Below are 14,483 nucleotides of genomic sequence, written 5' to 3'. Positions count from 1 at the left end.
ATCGGAACTGAGTGAGTCAATTATGGATGTCAAAGAAGATCAAATATTAGGGGAGTCCGTCAATACGCACTGGTACTATGTCTCTAAAAGCAAAGCGATTCAAAGGCTTTTAAGCTCACTCTCAGTGGGAAATGTTCTGGATGTCGGAGCCGGTTCCGGAGTATTTTCCAAATTTTTGCTGGAGAATGATCTTGCGGCATCGGCTCGCTGTGTCGATACGGCCTACCCGTTCGACGATAAATCGGAAATACATCACAACAAGAAAATTAGTTTCGTAAAATCAGTTGATAACATTGACGAAGCAGTGATCTTAATGATTGATGTCCTAGAACATATAGAAGACGACCATGATTTTTTAAAATACTATGTCGATCGGATACCCGATGGAAGTTATGTTCTGATGTCTGTCCCAGCCTTCAAATTTCTGTGGTCTGGGCATGATATTTTTTTAGAGCACAAACGTCGATATACGCTCTCCGAACTTGAGGCGTTAGCCAAGAATTCTGGCCTAAAAGTGATACAGGGACGTTATTTCTTTGGCTTGTTGTTCCCGCTGATTGCTCTGATTCGCCTTATCAATCATCTATTATTGCGGACAGGTAAATTATCCGCAAAAAGCGATTTAAAACGATCGTCTGAATTTATCAATAAACTCCTTATCAACGTTCATAATTTTGAACTGAAAACCCTGTTTCACTTGAACAGAATGGCTGGATTAACTGCATTCTGTCTAGCCAAGAAATCATGATGCTAGTTTTATTCTAGTTGTCACCCTCTCCGCGCGGAGAGGGTATGATTAGAAGCCACCTAAACTAAAAAAGTGAAATTTCGATGCAGACCTCCACTGCATAAGCCAGAAAATCCTCAATACCGTGCTAATGAATGATTTCATATATATCAAAAAAACTTCCCCTGACCTTTAACTTAAGCTCTTTGATATTTATTATCGATAAATTATCAAATCGAATTGAAATCAAATAATCGAAATCTTTTTTCCAATCAGCCCAATAAACCACTCTACTTTGACTATACACATACCCATTCTTGGCCTGGGTATTCAACAAATAGCTTAAATTCAGCTGATCACTCAGTGGTGTATCAATTTTTTTTGTACTCGCACTTGGATAAATAGGTGTCAGGTTAACAGTAAAGAGGTTTGGCCAAAATGTCGAACGTTTAATAATAGACAATGCAGACATATGATGGTAGAGATGATCATCAAAATTATCAATATTCTTTGGCTCATCCTGAATAGTAATAATCTTGCTTCCAGATCTTACATATTGTAAAGAATTTTCAAATTCCTGATACTGACGATTTATACCATTCCATGTACTAGATATAAAATAAGCCTTAAAACACGCCATTGTTATGGCAATCAAAATAATACATATTCTGAAATTTTTTGTATTTTTGTCATCCTCATAAAATCTAACTGAAGACACAAAAATAAGCATAAAAATAAAAATAAGCCTTATGTCTACTTGATATACACCTGCGAACGTAACAGGCGTAACTATGGACATCAAAAGAAATACCAATAAAGGTAATTTCATATTATCATGAAAGCCAATCCTACAATGAAATATTATTCTAGTGATCGAGACAAACATAAAAAAAACGGGAACTGAGTATTTTGTATAATCGCTATAATCGAAGTAAATTGGTGATATCAAAGCTAAAACTTTGTCTACCCAACTACCATATACAAAAAATTCATCAACATGGTAATGAGGCAGCCCACTATACCAACCAAAAAATAAAATGGCCGGCAGTATGAATTGTGCTGCCGCCTTAGCAAGGTCAGATGCAACATAGCTGTCTCTTGAGTATATATACTGACCAATCTCATAACTTATAACAAATACACCATAAACCCCAAGAGCAAAAAGGTGACTAAAGAACAAGAACGTTGATAATGCCGAAAAAAAAAGTATATTTTTCAAGCCAGCAACATTTCTAAATTTGATCCACGCCGCCATTATAATTAATGCAATACCTGAGCTCACAAAATAATTCACCAGCCCCCAAAATAGTATATTGTTGAATAATAGAGCAAATACTGTCAATATCCATAAATCAACCCGCCTGTTTACAAACTTTCTAATTAATATAGCCCCTAGGCATATAAAAATTATTCCTAACAACACTAGTACTCTACCAGCCACAAATATGTCAAGATATCTTGCCAGCATACCACCCAGCGCCTCAACAATAAGATACGGCTTGATATGCCACTCCACGCTATAATTTTCCTTTAACAATGGATTATTATCGATACTGGCTTGAATAAAATAGCTAGCCAAATGATTGGGATAATCTATCAAAATTGGATACTTAAAAATCAGCAATGGAGATATAATTAACAAAAATATTAGAAAAGAAAAAAATATATATAAGCCATTATTATTGTATTGACTCGATATAATTTTATACATTTACGAACCCCTTGTGCTTTTATTTTTAGGAGATGTGAGTAATGGTCTTATCATTCAAACTTAGATTCAAGTGATAAATGCAATTCCAGCGCCTATACGGCTTTGCGAGCAAACTGCTCAAAAACAACTCCTAAGGTGTTTGGAAATTTATCCATTTGAAGAGCGATGGTTGAGTCGCTGCATGACGATGTCCACTTGTTGAAACGTAATATCGTCAAAACGACTTCCTTTAGCAAAATATGCCGAATGAGTCCATCGGTGTTCTCATTCACACCGCGTTCCCAAGAACTGTAAGGATGGGCAAAATAGACATCAGTGCTAGTTCCCGGCTCATACTTACATGGCCAGCAAACTATCTGACGCTACCCGTCTTACCCGTCAACACTTGGACGCGATAGAGTTAGAGCAACGCAATCGTGGTCGTGGTAACTTCCTCAAAGTATTTGCTGCCAACCTTTATTCATCCAGGAGCCTTGGAATTTTTTTCCAATGACCGCATGAATTTCCCAATCGCCAAGCCAACTGTTACTCCTGTTGCGGATGATAACCGAGCTGATCCGTATTACATTTTAATTCGCTGCTAATGGTGGCTTCCAAGTCGCCAACAAGATCCGCAACAGCCTTATTTAAGAAAACGCTGATTAAGTCCTTCGACAAGCTCAGGACGACGGTAAATTGTTGATTCCACTCGTGGTGAGCCTGTCGAAGCATGAGCGGAATCATGTTTCTTATGATTTGCTTAAGCTTTATAGCGCAATATGGTATCTTTGGACTTCGATCAACGGTTTAACAGATCCCCATTGCCCTTCCATCTTTGCCTGGATTGAAAAGGCGTGAAACTAAAGCAGTTGCCCTTAAAATATGAATTGCGCTTGTTAGTTGCAGAAAACGTATTATACTCACTATAAACTAGTATGACTTAATCAATTTTTACTGTAAAGAGCCTTCACCCGTGATTTCCATTACAATCCCCGTTCTCAATGAACAAGAAAACATTCTGCCTTTACACCAGGAAATTACGAAAGAAATGAAGGTGTTAAATACAGATTACGAAATAATTTTTATAAACGACGGCAGTTCGGATGACACACCAAATCGTCTGAATTCTTTAGCTGCCAAGGACAGCAAGCTGAAAGTAATCCATCTGAAGCGGTCATATGGTCAAACGGCTGCAATGATGGCTGGCTTCGATTTTTCCCGAGGAGACATCATTATTCCGATGGACGGCGACTTACAAAATAATCCTCAAGACATTCCAAAATTGATTGAACGCCTGGAACAAGGTTTTGATCTCGTTTCGGGATGGCGCGAAAACCGTAAAGACAATAAATTCAGCAGAGTCTTGATTAGTCGCATCGCTAACTTTCTGATCTCGCATATCTCCGGCGTCAAACTTCATGACTATGGCTGCACGTTAAAGGCCTATCGGCGAGAAATCCTCCAGGATGTAAAACTTTATGGCGAGATGCACCGCTTCATACCGATTTATGCAAAATGGGAAGGGGCTAAAATCGCCGAGATCAGTGTTAGCCATAGAGAGAGAGTACATGGCAAGTCGAAATACGGACTTAATCGCGTTGTTAAAGTTATCCTTGATCTCATTGTAGTCCAGTTTTTATTTCACTATTCGAAAAAACCAATCTACCTATTTGGCAGCTTTGGTTTGATATTGATTTTTCTGGCGCTGGCAGCCATCAGTTACGCCTTATTTCAGAAATTTGTTTTTGGTTTATCGCTGATATTGACGCCGCTACCCGTTTTAGCATCTATGTTATTCATTACCGGAATCACATCGATTTTGATGGGGTTGTTGGGCGAACTGATAACTCGCACTTATCATGAAACGCAAAACAAACCTATTTATTCTGTAGCTAAAAAAATTAATTTTTAACCATGTGCGGCATTGTCGGTTTTATAGGAGATGGAAGCCAGCAAGACATCATAAGGATGAATGATACCCTCAGACATAGAGGACCTGATGAAGCCAATTACTGGTATAGTAAAGATTTATCCACCAGACTGGGGCATTCTCGATTAGCTATTCTGGATATTAAACATGGTCAACAACCTATGACCAATATCCGGAAAGACCTGACAATCGTCTTTAACGGACAAATATATAATCATCAGGAGTTAAGGCAGTCATTAATCAAAAAAGGCCATATTTTCCAGACCTCCCACAGCGATACGGAAACTATCCTGCATGCCTATGCCGAATGGGAGGACTCCTGCGTTGACTATTTCAATGGCATGTGGGCCTTTGTAATAATTGACTCAAAAAACAAACGGCTTTTCGCAAGCCGTGATCGTTTGGGCAAAAAACCATTTTTTTACACTAAAACCTCCAACGGCCTTATTTTTGCCTCGGAACTCACTGCGATCACAAAACATCCTGCTTGTTCGTCCCCCCAAATCAACCCATTGTCGCTGCAAAAATTTTTCGCTTACGGATATGTCCCCGCCCCCCTGTCTATTTATCAGAATATTTTTAAACTTGAGGCCGGATGCAATCTCAGCTATGACTACAAGACCGATAAATTATCGACTTATCGCTACTGGGAGTTCAATCTCACTGTCGACACTCACTATTGCAACAGAAGTGAAGAAGAGCACTGCGAAGTCATTCGGGAAAAATTGCAGAGAGCAATAAAATTAAGAATGGCCAGCGATGTTGAAATTGGTGTTTTTTTAAGTGGTGGCCTGGACAGTTCATTAGTGGCAACCCTGTTGTCAAAACAAGTAAGTCGGCCATTCAAAACCTTCAGCATTGGCTTTGCAGAAAAAAGTTTTGATGAATCGACTTATTTTGAAAGATTAGCGCAAACCATAGGTTCAGATCAGAATACCAGGATATTAAACGAGCAAAATGTGCTGGAAATAGCCGAGACGCTTTTTCAAAAACTTGACGAACCAATTGGCGACCCTTCGCTGTTACCGACTTTCCTTCTATCTAGACATGCTTCAAAACAAGTCAAAGTCGTATTGAGCGGCGATGGCGCCGATGAACTATTTGCCGGCTACGATCCTTTTAGGGCTATAAGACCGGCGCAATATTACAAGCGTTGCATGCCGGCAAGCATGCATAAACGGTTGAACACACTTGTCCAAGGTTTACCCGTCTCACACAAAAACATGAGCCTCGATTTCAAACTCAAACGTACATTCCGTGGCTTAAATTACGACCAAAAACTGTGGCTCCCCATGTGGATGTCCTCTCTCGATCACGATGAACTGGAAAGCCTCACCAATACGCCTATTTGCCTGGAGGAATTATTCAGTGAATCATATGCTTTATGGGATAAATGCAAAACCGACAATCCTTTCGAACATGCTCAACTTTATTTTACCCAGCTTTATCTCCAAAACGGTATCTTGACCAAAATTGACAGGGCTAGTATGCTCAATTCACTCGAAGTTCGAAGCCCTTTTCTCGATATCGATCTGATCGACTATGCCAGCAAACTGCCGCTATCCTTAAAGTTTAGAAATGGAACCACCAAATTTATACTAAAAAAAGCCGCCGAGAGATTACTACCAAAAGAAATCATCTATCGAAAAAAGAAAGGTTTTGGTGCACCAGTCGGAAGATGGCTACAGAACGGATTAATAAATTTTCAATCGACTATAATAGACTACAACTCCGTTTTCATTAATCAATGTTACAAATCACATCAAAACAAAGAAAATAACTTTAAAGATCTCTTATGGTATCTTAATATAATTTCAAAATGGAGCAAGACTAAGGGCTAAACATTTTTTCATTTCTTGATTTTACAAAAGATTAGAGATCCTAAAATGGAAGAACATATCTATTCAGAAATAAATTCCCATGAAAAGACCCATTGGTGGTTTGTCTCAAGAAGAAAAATAATAGAAAAAATCCTGAGTTCATTTATTAATAAATCCCCATCCAAGAATATTTTGGAAATTGGCTGTGGATCAGGGGGCAACTTAGATCTCTTAGCAAAATACGGATCATTATATGCTATTGAATTAAACGATGAAGCCAGAGAAAATGCTCAAAAAAAAAATATCTGCCATGTAAAAAAAGGCTTCTTACCAGAGCACATCCCTTTTGATTTTAATTTTGACTTAATATGTTTATTTGATGTTTTAGAACATATAGATAACGACCATTTATCTTTACTACATATAAAAAATAAATTAACACAAAATGGTAAAATCTGCATTACAGTCCCTGCATATAATTTTTTATGGAGTGCGCATGACGATGTTAACCACCACAAAAGACGATATTATAAATATAATATAATAAAATAAAATTATTAGAAAAATCTGGCTTTAAAATAATATACTCCAGTTATTTCAATACATTTCTTTTTCCAGCAATATTGATTGCCCGATTCTTACAAAAAATTTTACATATAAAAGCCACCGACGAATACCACACATCAGATCTATTTAATAAAATTCTCCTAAAATTTTTTTCAAGTGAATCCTTGTTTTTACCAAAAATTTCGTTTGCATTCGGCGTATCTATTATAGTAATAGCCGAAAATACTAATTTATAAAAACAGCCAATATTAAACTATATGATATTACGAGAAAAAAGATTTGAATTTGGAAAAAACTGGCAGAGCTTTCTTACCCTCATTAAAGAAGAAAGAATAGAGGAAGCTAAAAAATCACTCGGCAATTTCCTAAATATCGACGATCTACAGAACAAACGTTTTTTGGATATAGGCGCAGGGTCAGGTCTTTTTAGCCTAGCGGCACGACAACTGGGAGCAAGAGTATTTTCTTTTGATTATGACACAAACTCGGTTCAATGCGTCAATTTGTTAAAACAACAATATATTCCCGACGATCCAAACTGGCAAATCGATCAAGGCTCAATTCTGGATAGAAAGTACGTCGAAAGTATTGGGAAGTTTGATATTTGTTATTCATGGGGTGTACTGCATCATACCGGTTACTTATGGCAAGCCCTTTTTAATGCTCAGTTACCAGTTGTCGACAATGGCTTTTTGATGATTGCCATCTATAACGATCAAGGTGTTATTTCATCCTGCTGGAAAACAATAAAAAAGTCCTATTGCTCAAATAAAATTTCAAAACTATTTTTAACCGCTATTTTTTACACCCTTTTCTTCATCAGCGGATTTCTCATAGATATTGTCCAAATCAAAAACCCTACAACCCGCTATAAACAACATATAAGAAAACGGGGCATGTCTCTAGTGCATGACTGGAAAGATTGGTTGGGGGGCTACCCGTATGAACCTGCCAAACCGGAACAGGTAATCATGTTTTATCAAAACCTTGGATTTACCCTGTGTAAATATGAGGCTACCCAACATGGATTCGGTAACAATCAGTTTCTTTTCCAGAAGCAATCACAGCCAATAGAGAAAGTATAGTCTTAATCGTTTCAACAACATGCTACTTCCAAAATGAAGAAAAGATGATTCCGCCTTTTTTACGGAGCATTTTAATGTGATCGGTCCTTTTGATGATTAAATAAAAGTTATCCACATCAATGGTGGAAGTCAAGACCAGATGCGATAAAAACTTATCGAGACTATTTACAAAAAATACTATTGGTTAGATTCTAACCACACTTTATTTTTAAATATTCCATACAAGAAACCCTCTCGACCAGACGATAAAGAGATTTTTGATTTTTCTATAACTCATTATACTGACATTTTAGAGGAATTTTTGTCTGTTTAAGCATTTTAAACACTCTCATGCATCCAGAATTTAAGAAAGCGTTTATATTTGCATTAGTAGGAATTTTGAATACAACAATCGGTTTACTATCAATATATATATTTCGAAAGGTGACCGGAGATGAAGTACTGGCTAATATTTCAGGATACAGCATAGGTTTTGTCATTAGCTACTACCTTAATGGAAAACTAACTTTTTCATCCAAGATTACTTGCTTAAAAACCTTTCTTAAATTTTTATTTGCATTCTTATTTTCGTGGTCGGTAAACATTACGATCGTATTATTTTTCATTGACCAAAAATACTCTCCCGAGTTATCACATGTCATCGGAATGCCTGCCTTCACTATAATTTTTTATTTGTTATCAAGATTTTACGTATTCACAAATCCGGAAGTACGCAAGAGATACAGGAAAATATAATGCTAATAATAAATCCGCGGCTTGTTAATAACTCATCTTTGAAAAATTAATTTACTTTGCTCTCGATCAAATCCGGCAAGCCGCTCATGCCCTGCGGGCATGCCACAATGAAGAATTAGAAAAAAAATCAATACTGTATCCTGTTTATCTTAAAATAAACTACTCCCCCGAACTCACGAGATAAAAAGAATGCTCACCGATACCAGTAACTCAATCGATAACTCACAATCAAAATCCAGGCTTTTTATTCTTGTACTTCTAGCCTATTTAACCTGGATGATTGCCGCCTTCTGCGGTACAGGTGACGACACTTACTGGCACATCAAAGTCGGCGAATGGATTCTGAACAATCGCCAGATTCCAACAACGGGCATTTTCTCGTATACCGCAGCCAATATGCCCTGGGTTTCCCATGAATGGCTGTCGGCCATCCTATTATATGCGGTCTTCAGCATAGCTGGATGGCCCGGACTGGTCTTTCTCGCGACCTTGGCAATAACCTTGGCAATGTGGCTATTGTTCGATTTCTTAGTTAAAAGAATCAGCATCAACATCTGCATTATTTTTGTGCTGTTCGCTTACTTTTTGCTGACGCCTCACATCATGCCCAGGCCGCACATCCTGATTTTACCCATCATGGTGTTTTGGACGGCGGAATTGATTAAAGCCAGCGAAAACCAAACGCATCCGCCCTATCCATTGGCGCTTGTGATGGTCTTTTGGTCGAACATGCACGGCAGTTTTATCATGGGCATTCCTTTTATACTCTATTTTGCTGCCGAATCCGTCTTGACCATAAAAGACGAGGCCTTACGGCTTAAAGAATTGCGGCATTGGCTGCTATTCTTTTTGCTCAGCCTGTCGGCACTGCTAATCAATCCCCATGGCATTGAGGGACTACTGCTTCCATTCAAGCTGACCGATCAAACCTATGTGATTGATCACATCGTCGAGTGGGCTTCTCCCAATTTTCATGGCTTCCAGCCGCTGGAGTTCTGGCTCTTGGGATTTATTGGATTTGCTTTATATAAAGGCTTGACCCTTCCCCCCTTCCGATTGATCTTTCTGCTGGGCCTGCTCCATCTTTCACTCAAATATATCCGTTTTGCCACCGATCTGCTGCCGTTTTTATCTCCCTTGATCCTGGCAACCCCGCTCAGCAAACAGCTGAATCGGCCGGCCGATTTCGCTATCGGCTCGCTTTATCCAAAAAATATAAAACATTGGTTAGTCCTTGGCTTATATCTGGCGGCTCTATCGTTCTACCTTCCCGGCAGAACGGTAGAGACCAAACAGAATGTCCACTTGGGGAATCTGCTCACCGCCTTACAAGATGAAAAAGCCGTTTTAGGTAATGTGTTAAACAGCTATTCGCTAAGCGTGTATTTAATTCACTACGATTACCCGGTGTTTATCGACTCACGCGGCGAACTGTATGGCGATGCATTTATTGAAAGACATTTTAAGACAACCTCGCTCGAAAAAGGAGCCCAGCCTCTGTTGGATATGATCAAAGAGTACAATGTCTCCTGGACAATTTTTGAAACCAATTTGCCGATCAATGCCTTTCTGGGCGAACGGCCTGAATGGCACCCCATTTATTCTGATAAATTCTTCACTATTTATTTAACCCAAAGTAAAGACATTAGCGAGCAGTCAAAATTGGAGTTACAAAAAATCAAAGACAGCCTACCCAAGGATGACGAAGCCAATGACTTGCCTTTATAAGCCGCAACGGCTTTAAATTCATCGATATCCCCCTCCCCTCCGCAAGCTGACGTGGAAATGTTGGGCAACGATACTGGAGATCAGGTTTTACTCGTTACCACGCGGTGCGCGGGAACCAGAAAAAATGTGGTACGCTGTGCGAACCCTTAGCCGATGCCTCACCCCATGCTCACTGACGAACACTACCAAAATGCAACGCAAACCTGGTTAAAAACGGTCATCATAGAACTGGCTTTGTGCCCGTTCGCCAAACGCGAACTGGATCGGGGCAGTATACGTTTCGCTGTCGTCCGCGACACGGAAGTGGAAAGCTGCCTGCTCAATTTGATCGATGAATGCGGCCGGCTGGATGCCGATCCCGACATAGAAACCACCTTGCTGATCTATGCCGGCGCGTTTGCCCGCTTCGACGATTATCTGGATTACCTTGGGCTCGCCGAGGCCCTATTAGCCGAACAAGGCTATGAAGGCGTTTACCAACTCGCCAGTTTTCATCCCGATTACTGTTTTGAGGGCGCCCCGCAGGACGACCCCGCCAATTACACGAACCGCTCGCCCTACCCTATGCTGCATCTGTTGCGGGAAAGCAGCCTCGAACAGGCACTCGCCCATTACCCACATCCTGAAAATATTCCGGAAGCCAACATTAAACTCACCCGACAATTAGGACTGACTAAAATGCAGGCCTTGTTGCAAGCGTGTTATCGGACCGGGAAATCATAGGCTCTGGAATTGCTCTTATGGCTTGAATCCAAGTCTTGATGCAAGATAGTTCCTGGCTTTGCTCAAACGGCTTAATGGCATCGGCCTTTTCTGGTTTACACGCGCCGGTCAAACATGCTTTTTATACCCGACTTTTTGATGCGTTGAGATGCCAATGCCTTTTGAATTCGGCGGCTGACTTCATTATCAGCCGTGGAAATGTTGGGCAACGAGACCAGCAGTAAGCGCTTTACGAGTGCATGGATGCAGGAGCAATTGCCGAGGCGAAGCCGTTGCCCAACTTAACATTACTTGCCGGAACTATGCGTTAAATAACTGGCGATCAAGTTGCGGTAGTCAGGAATATGGTTCGAAAAAAGCGCCCCCAGTCCTTCGACATCATTTCTCCAGTCGCGATGCAGTTCGCAGGCGACGCCAAACCACGTCATCAACTGCGCCCCGGCCGCAGACATTCTATCCCACGCCGCATTCCGGGTGATTTCGTTGAAGGTGCCCGAGGCATCGGTCACCACAAACACATCAAAACCCGCTTCAATCGCCGAGAGCGCAGGGAATGCGACGCAGACCTCGGTGACGACGCCGGCAATAATCAGCTGTTTCTTGCCGGTTGCCTTGACCGCCTTGACGAAATCCTCGTTATCCCATGCGTTGATCTGCCCAGGGCGCGCAATATACGGGGCTTCAGGGAAGGTCTCCTTTAGCTCGGCAACCAGGGGGCCGTTCGGGCCGTTTTCAAAACTGGTCGTCAGAATGGTGGGTAGCTTGAAATACTTGGCCAGGTCTGCCAATGCCAGGACGTTATTCTTGAACTTATCCGGATCGATGTCGCGGACCAGCGACAAGAGACCTGTCTGATGATCCACCAATAGAACGGCCGCATTGTCTTTATCAAGACGAGTATAAGGCTTTGCCATGATGCTTCTCCTAAATGACATATTGAAGTGAAAGTGGCCGAACGAGCAGTGGGTTAAAGACCCTCCCGTTCGGCGGGTTGAATATCTCAGTTAGAGGCAGGAATCCTGCCAAACTTGCCCGACTTGTAATCCTCTATCGCCTGCTGGATTTCGTCCTGGGTGTTCATCACGAACGGTCCGTAACCCACGACCGGTTCGTTAATCGGTTCCCCGGCGAGCACCAGCAGTTTTGCCTGATCGCTGGCTTCGAGATCCACGTAATCGCCGGCCCGGTCCAGAATAACGAGTTGAGCCTCTTCCGCAAAACGGTCGCCATTGATCCGAACGCTTCCACTCAAGACGACCAGCAAGGTATTCCACCCAGCAGGCACGTTTATCCTGGATTGGCCTGGAGTCAGCCATATGTCCAGCACGGTCATCGGCGAAAACGTGTGGGCCGGTCCGGTCGCACCGCCATAACTGCCGGCTATCACCCGCACTGTCCCTGTGCTATGAGGCAACTCGACCTCCGGAATGTCCTGATTCAGGATGGCTTGATAGTGTGGCCGAGCCATCTTGTGCTCGGCCGGCAGATTGACCCAGAGCTGAACCATTTCAAGCATGCCGCCCGCTTGGGTAAAGCTTTCGGAGTGAAACTCCTGATGCAAGATGCCGGACCCTGCAGTCATCCACTGCACATCGCCCGGCCCGATCACGCCGCCCTGTCCGGTCGAGTCCCGGTGCGCAACTTCGCCCTGATAAACGAGAGTGACGGTTTCAAAGCCCCGGTGCGGGTGGTCGCCGACACCGCGCGGCTTATCGGCTCTCTCGAATATCGCCGGCCCCGCATAATCCAGAAGAAGAAACGGACTTACCCTGGCTGTCTGGCCGGAATCATATGAAAACAACGAACGCACGGGAAAACCATCACCCACCCAGTGTCTTGAAGGCGAGCTTTGAATCGCGATGACTTTTTTCATGGCTTGCTCCTGATATATGTGATTGACGATTGCAGTATATTGATAAGACAGTGTATTGTGTAGATGGCAAAAATAGATTAAATCGTTCTATAAATTGGACAATAGAACCATGCAGGACCTGAACGACCTTTACTACTCTGTCAAAGTGGTTGACCACGGCGGCTTCGCCTCTGCCGGCCGGGCACTGGGTATCCCCAAGTCGAAGTTGAGCCGAAGGATCGCTCTATTAGAGGACCGACTGGGAGTCAGATTGATTCAGCGCTCGACCCAGCGTTTTTCGATTACCGAGATTGGACAAACTTATTACGAACATTGCAATGCGATGCTCATTGAGGCCGAGGCAGCTCAGGAATCGATCGATGTCACGCGCGCCAAACCGTGCGGAACGCTCAGAATGGCCTGCCCTCCGGCGTTGTGCACGCTCATGTCGGAAGCCTGCTTGCCGATTTTATGACCTTGAATCCCTTGGTTGCGATTCATCTTGAGGCAAGCAACCGCAGGGGCGATCCGGTCGGAAAAGGCATTGACCTGGCAATCCGGGTCCGTCAACCGCCGATAGAGAACAGCGATCTGGTCATGCGTATTTTCTCGGATCGCCGGCAATGCCTGGTTGCCAGCCCTGCCCTGATCGAAAGATACAGCTTGCCAAGCGCTCCGTCGGATCTGGCTGAACGGCCGAGTCTGTCGCATGGGACGCCTCAAGATGAACACGTTTGGATTCTGTCGGCCCCGGATAACGCACAAGTCTCATTTCGCCATAAGCCAAAGTTTATTGCGAACGACATGATTGCCCTGCGCTCTGCGGCCGTTGCGGGGATTGGGTAACTAAGCTGCCCGCCATGTTTATCCAGGAAGAACTGGCTGACGGGACGCTGGTCAAGGTGTTGCCGGAATGGGCGCCCAATCGGGAAATCATTCATGCGGTGTATCCATCGCGCAGAGGCTTGCTTCCCTCCGTGCGAGCGCTGATTGATTTTCTGTCGGAACGGTATGGAAATTTGGACGAAAAATAGGCGTAGAAAGTCCGGTCCCGCGTGCTCCTTCAATGATGAGGGAGGCAACGGTCTGACCTACATTCAAGCGGCTGAAGGCTGGTCGTATTCGACGGGCATCAAGGATCTACACTCGCGAGATTATCGGTCGGGTGCTGAGGCGCATGCCCCTTTCTGGTTCCCACGCGCCACGCCTGGAAATGCAGTAACGATGCGCCAGCGCCGCGAGACGGAACGCTGGTGCGTCCCGCCCTCGGTTACTACATGGAGCGCGGGAACCAGCAAAATGTTTATTTTTTAATTTTTTTATAGTTTTCCTCGCTTTCGCGCATCACTTTTTCACCTTCTGCAATCATTCGCCTACCTTCATCAATTTTATTTTGACCTTCGGCGACTAAAGTATTGCCGCGATCAACCAATTGCTTGCCCTGCTTCCATCTACCCCCCAAGCTGGCTATACCTTGGCTTTCGCGCAGCATTTCTTCTCCGGAAAGGATGGTCGCCGGAGCTGGTTCAGGATTAGATGCACAGCCGCTAAGCACTAAAATTAAGCTAGCGATAGTCAGATTAGGCCGGGTAGTGAAATGATTTTTCATGATCAGTTACTCTAAAT

13 protein-coding genes and 1 pseudogene are annotated in these 14,483 nt (G+C 42.9%); 10 read left to right on the top strand and 4 right to left on the bottom strand.

What is annotated here, in order from left to right:
• Positions 1-22 precede the first annotated feature (22 nt).
• Positions 23-748 carry a methyltransferase domain-containing protein gene (locus METLA_RS0101165; protein ID WP_024296802.1) on the top strand — a complete coding sequence of 242 codons (726 nt, stop codon included), beginning with the start codon at positions 23-25 and terminating at the stop codon, positions 746-748.
• A gap of 127 nt (positions 749-875) precedes the next feature.
• On the opposite strand, the gene METLA_RS0101160 is transcribed toward METLA_RS0101165, so the two are convergent.
• The gene (locus METLA_RS0101160) at positions 876-2,438 is read right to left on the bottom strand and encodes a hypothetical protein (protein WP_024296801.1); all 1,563 of its coding nucleotides are present in this window, start codon (positions 2,436-2,438) and stop codon (positions 876-878) included.
• Positions 2,439-3,390: 952 nt separating this feature from the next.
• On the opposite strand from METLA_RS0101160, the gene METLA_RS0101150 reads away from it, so the two are divergent.
• From METLA_RS0101150 to METLA_RS0101125, 7 genes are all read left to right on the top strand, one after another.
• Positions 3,391-4,329, top strand: coding sequence for a glycosyltransferase family 2 protein (locus METLA_RS0101150; protein WP_024296799.1), 939 nt, complete (start codon positions 3,391-3,393; stop codon positions 4,327-4,329).
• 2 nt (positions 4,330-4,331) lie between these two features.
• The gene (gene asnB / locus METLA_RS0101145) at positions 4,332-6,188 is read left to right on the top strand and encodes an asparagine synthase (glutamine-hydrolyzing) (protein WP_024296798.1); all 1,857 of its coding nucleotides are present in this window, start codon (positions 4,332-4,334) and stop codon (positions 6,186-6,188) included.
• A 45-nt stretch (positions 6,189-6,233) separates the two neighbouring features.
• The gene (locus METLA_RS21675; protein WP_084480034.1) at positions 6,234-6,719 is read left to right on the top strand and encodes a class I SAM-dependent methyltransferase; all 486 of its coding nucleotides are present in this window, start codon (positions 6,234-6,236) and stop codon (positions 6,717-6,719) included.
• 272 nt (positions 6,720-6,991) lie between these two features.
• The gene (locus tag METLA_RS0101140; RefSeq protein WP_024296797.1) at positions 6,992-7,819 is read left to right on the top strand and encodes a class I SAM-dependent methyltransferase; all 828 of its coding nucleotides are present in this window, start codon (positions 6,992-6,994) and stop codon (positions 7,817-7,819) included.
• Positions 7,820-8,149: 330 nt separating this feature from the next.
• Positions 8,150-8,554 (top strand): GtrA family protein, encoded by a 405-nt coding sequence (locus METLA_RS23885; RefSeq protein ID WP_024296796.1) that lies wholly within the window; start codon positions 8,150-8,152, stop codon positions 8,552-8,554.
• 189 nt (positions 8,555-8,743) lie between these two features.
• Complete coding sequence (locus METLA_RS0101130) at positions 8,744-10,282, top strand: hypothetical protein (protein WP_152539344.1); 1,539 nt, start codon at positions 8,744-8,746, stop codon at positions 10,280-10,282.
• A 153-nt stretch (positions 10,283-10,435) separates the two neighbouring features.
• On the top strand, positions 10,436-11,005 hold the full coding sequence (locus tag METLA_RS0101125) for a DUF1415 domain-containing protein (RefSeq protein ID WP_051459723.1): 570 nt from the start codon (positions 10,436-10,438) through the stop codon (positions 11,003-11,005).
• A gap of 287 nt (positions 11,006-11,292) precedes the next feature.
• Here the strand turns inward: METLA_RS0101125 and ycaC are convergent, their stop codons facing one another.
• Together ycaC and METLA_RS0101115 are read right to left on the bottom strand one after the other, a co-directional pair.
• The gene (gene ycaC, locus METLA_RS0101120) at positions 11,293-11,919 is read right to left on the bottom strand and encodes an isochorismate family cysteine hydrolase YcaC (protein WP_024296793.1); all 627 of its coding nucleotides are present in this window, start codon (positions 11,917-11,919) and stop codon (positions 11,293-11,295) included.
• 86 nt (positions 11,920-12,005) lie between these two features.
• Positions 12,006-12,878, bottom strand: a complete 873-nt coding sequence (locus METLA_RS0101115) for a pirin family protein (RefSeq protein ID WP_024296792.1) — start codon at positions 12,876-12,878, stop codon at positions 12,006-12,008.
• Between the two features lie 109 nt (positions 12,879-12,987).
• Here METLA_RS0101115 and METLA_RS23090 point away from each other — a divergent pair, with 109 nt between their 5' ends.
• Together METLA_RS23090 and METLA_RS23085 are read left to right on the top strand one after the other, a co-directional pair.
• Positions 12,988-13,332 carry a LysR family transcriptional regulator gene (locus METLA_RS23090; RefSeq protein WP_206740942.1) on the top strand — a complete coding sequence of 115 codons (345 nt, stop codon included), beginning with the start codon at positions 12,988-12,990 and terminating at the stop codon, positions 13,330-13,332.
• A pseudogene (locus METLA_RS23085) lies at positions 13,329-13,891 on the top strand (LysR substrate-binding domain-containing protein). The gene METLA_RS23090 and the pseudogene METLA_RS23085 overlap by 4 nt, the downstream one beginning before the upstream one ends.
• Positions 13,892-14,160: 269 nt before the next feature.
• On the opposite strand, the gene METLA_RS0101105 reads toward METLA_RS23085, so the two are convergent.
• The gene (locus tag METLA_RS0101105; protein WP_024296791.1) at positions 14,161-14,466 is read right to left on the bottom strand and encodes a hypothetical protein; all 306 of its coding nucleotides are present in this window, start codon (positions 14,464-14,466) and stop codon (positions 14,161-14,163) included.
• Between the last annotated feature and the right edge of the window lie 17 nt (positions 14,467-14,483).

Origin of the sequence: Methylomicrobium lacus LW14 (genome assembly GCF_000527095.1) — a bacterium.
In the GTDB taxonomy this organism is placed as follows: Bacteria; Pseudomonadota; Gammaproteobacteria; order Methylococcales; family Methylomonadaceae; genus Methylomicrobium; species Methylomicrobium lacus.
The sequence above is the reverse complement of the archived record's forward strand: the minus strand, read 5'-3'. Positions and strand labels throughout refer to the sequence as shown.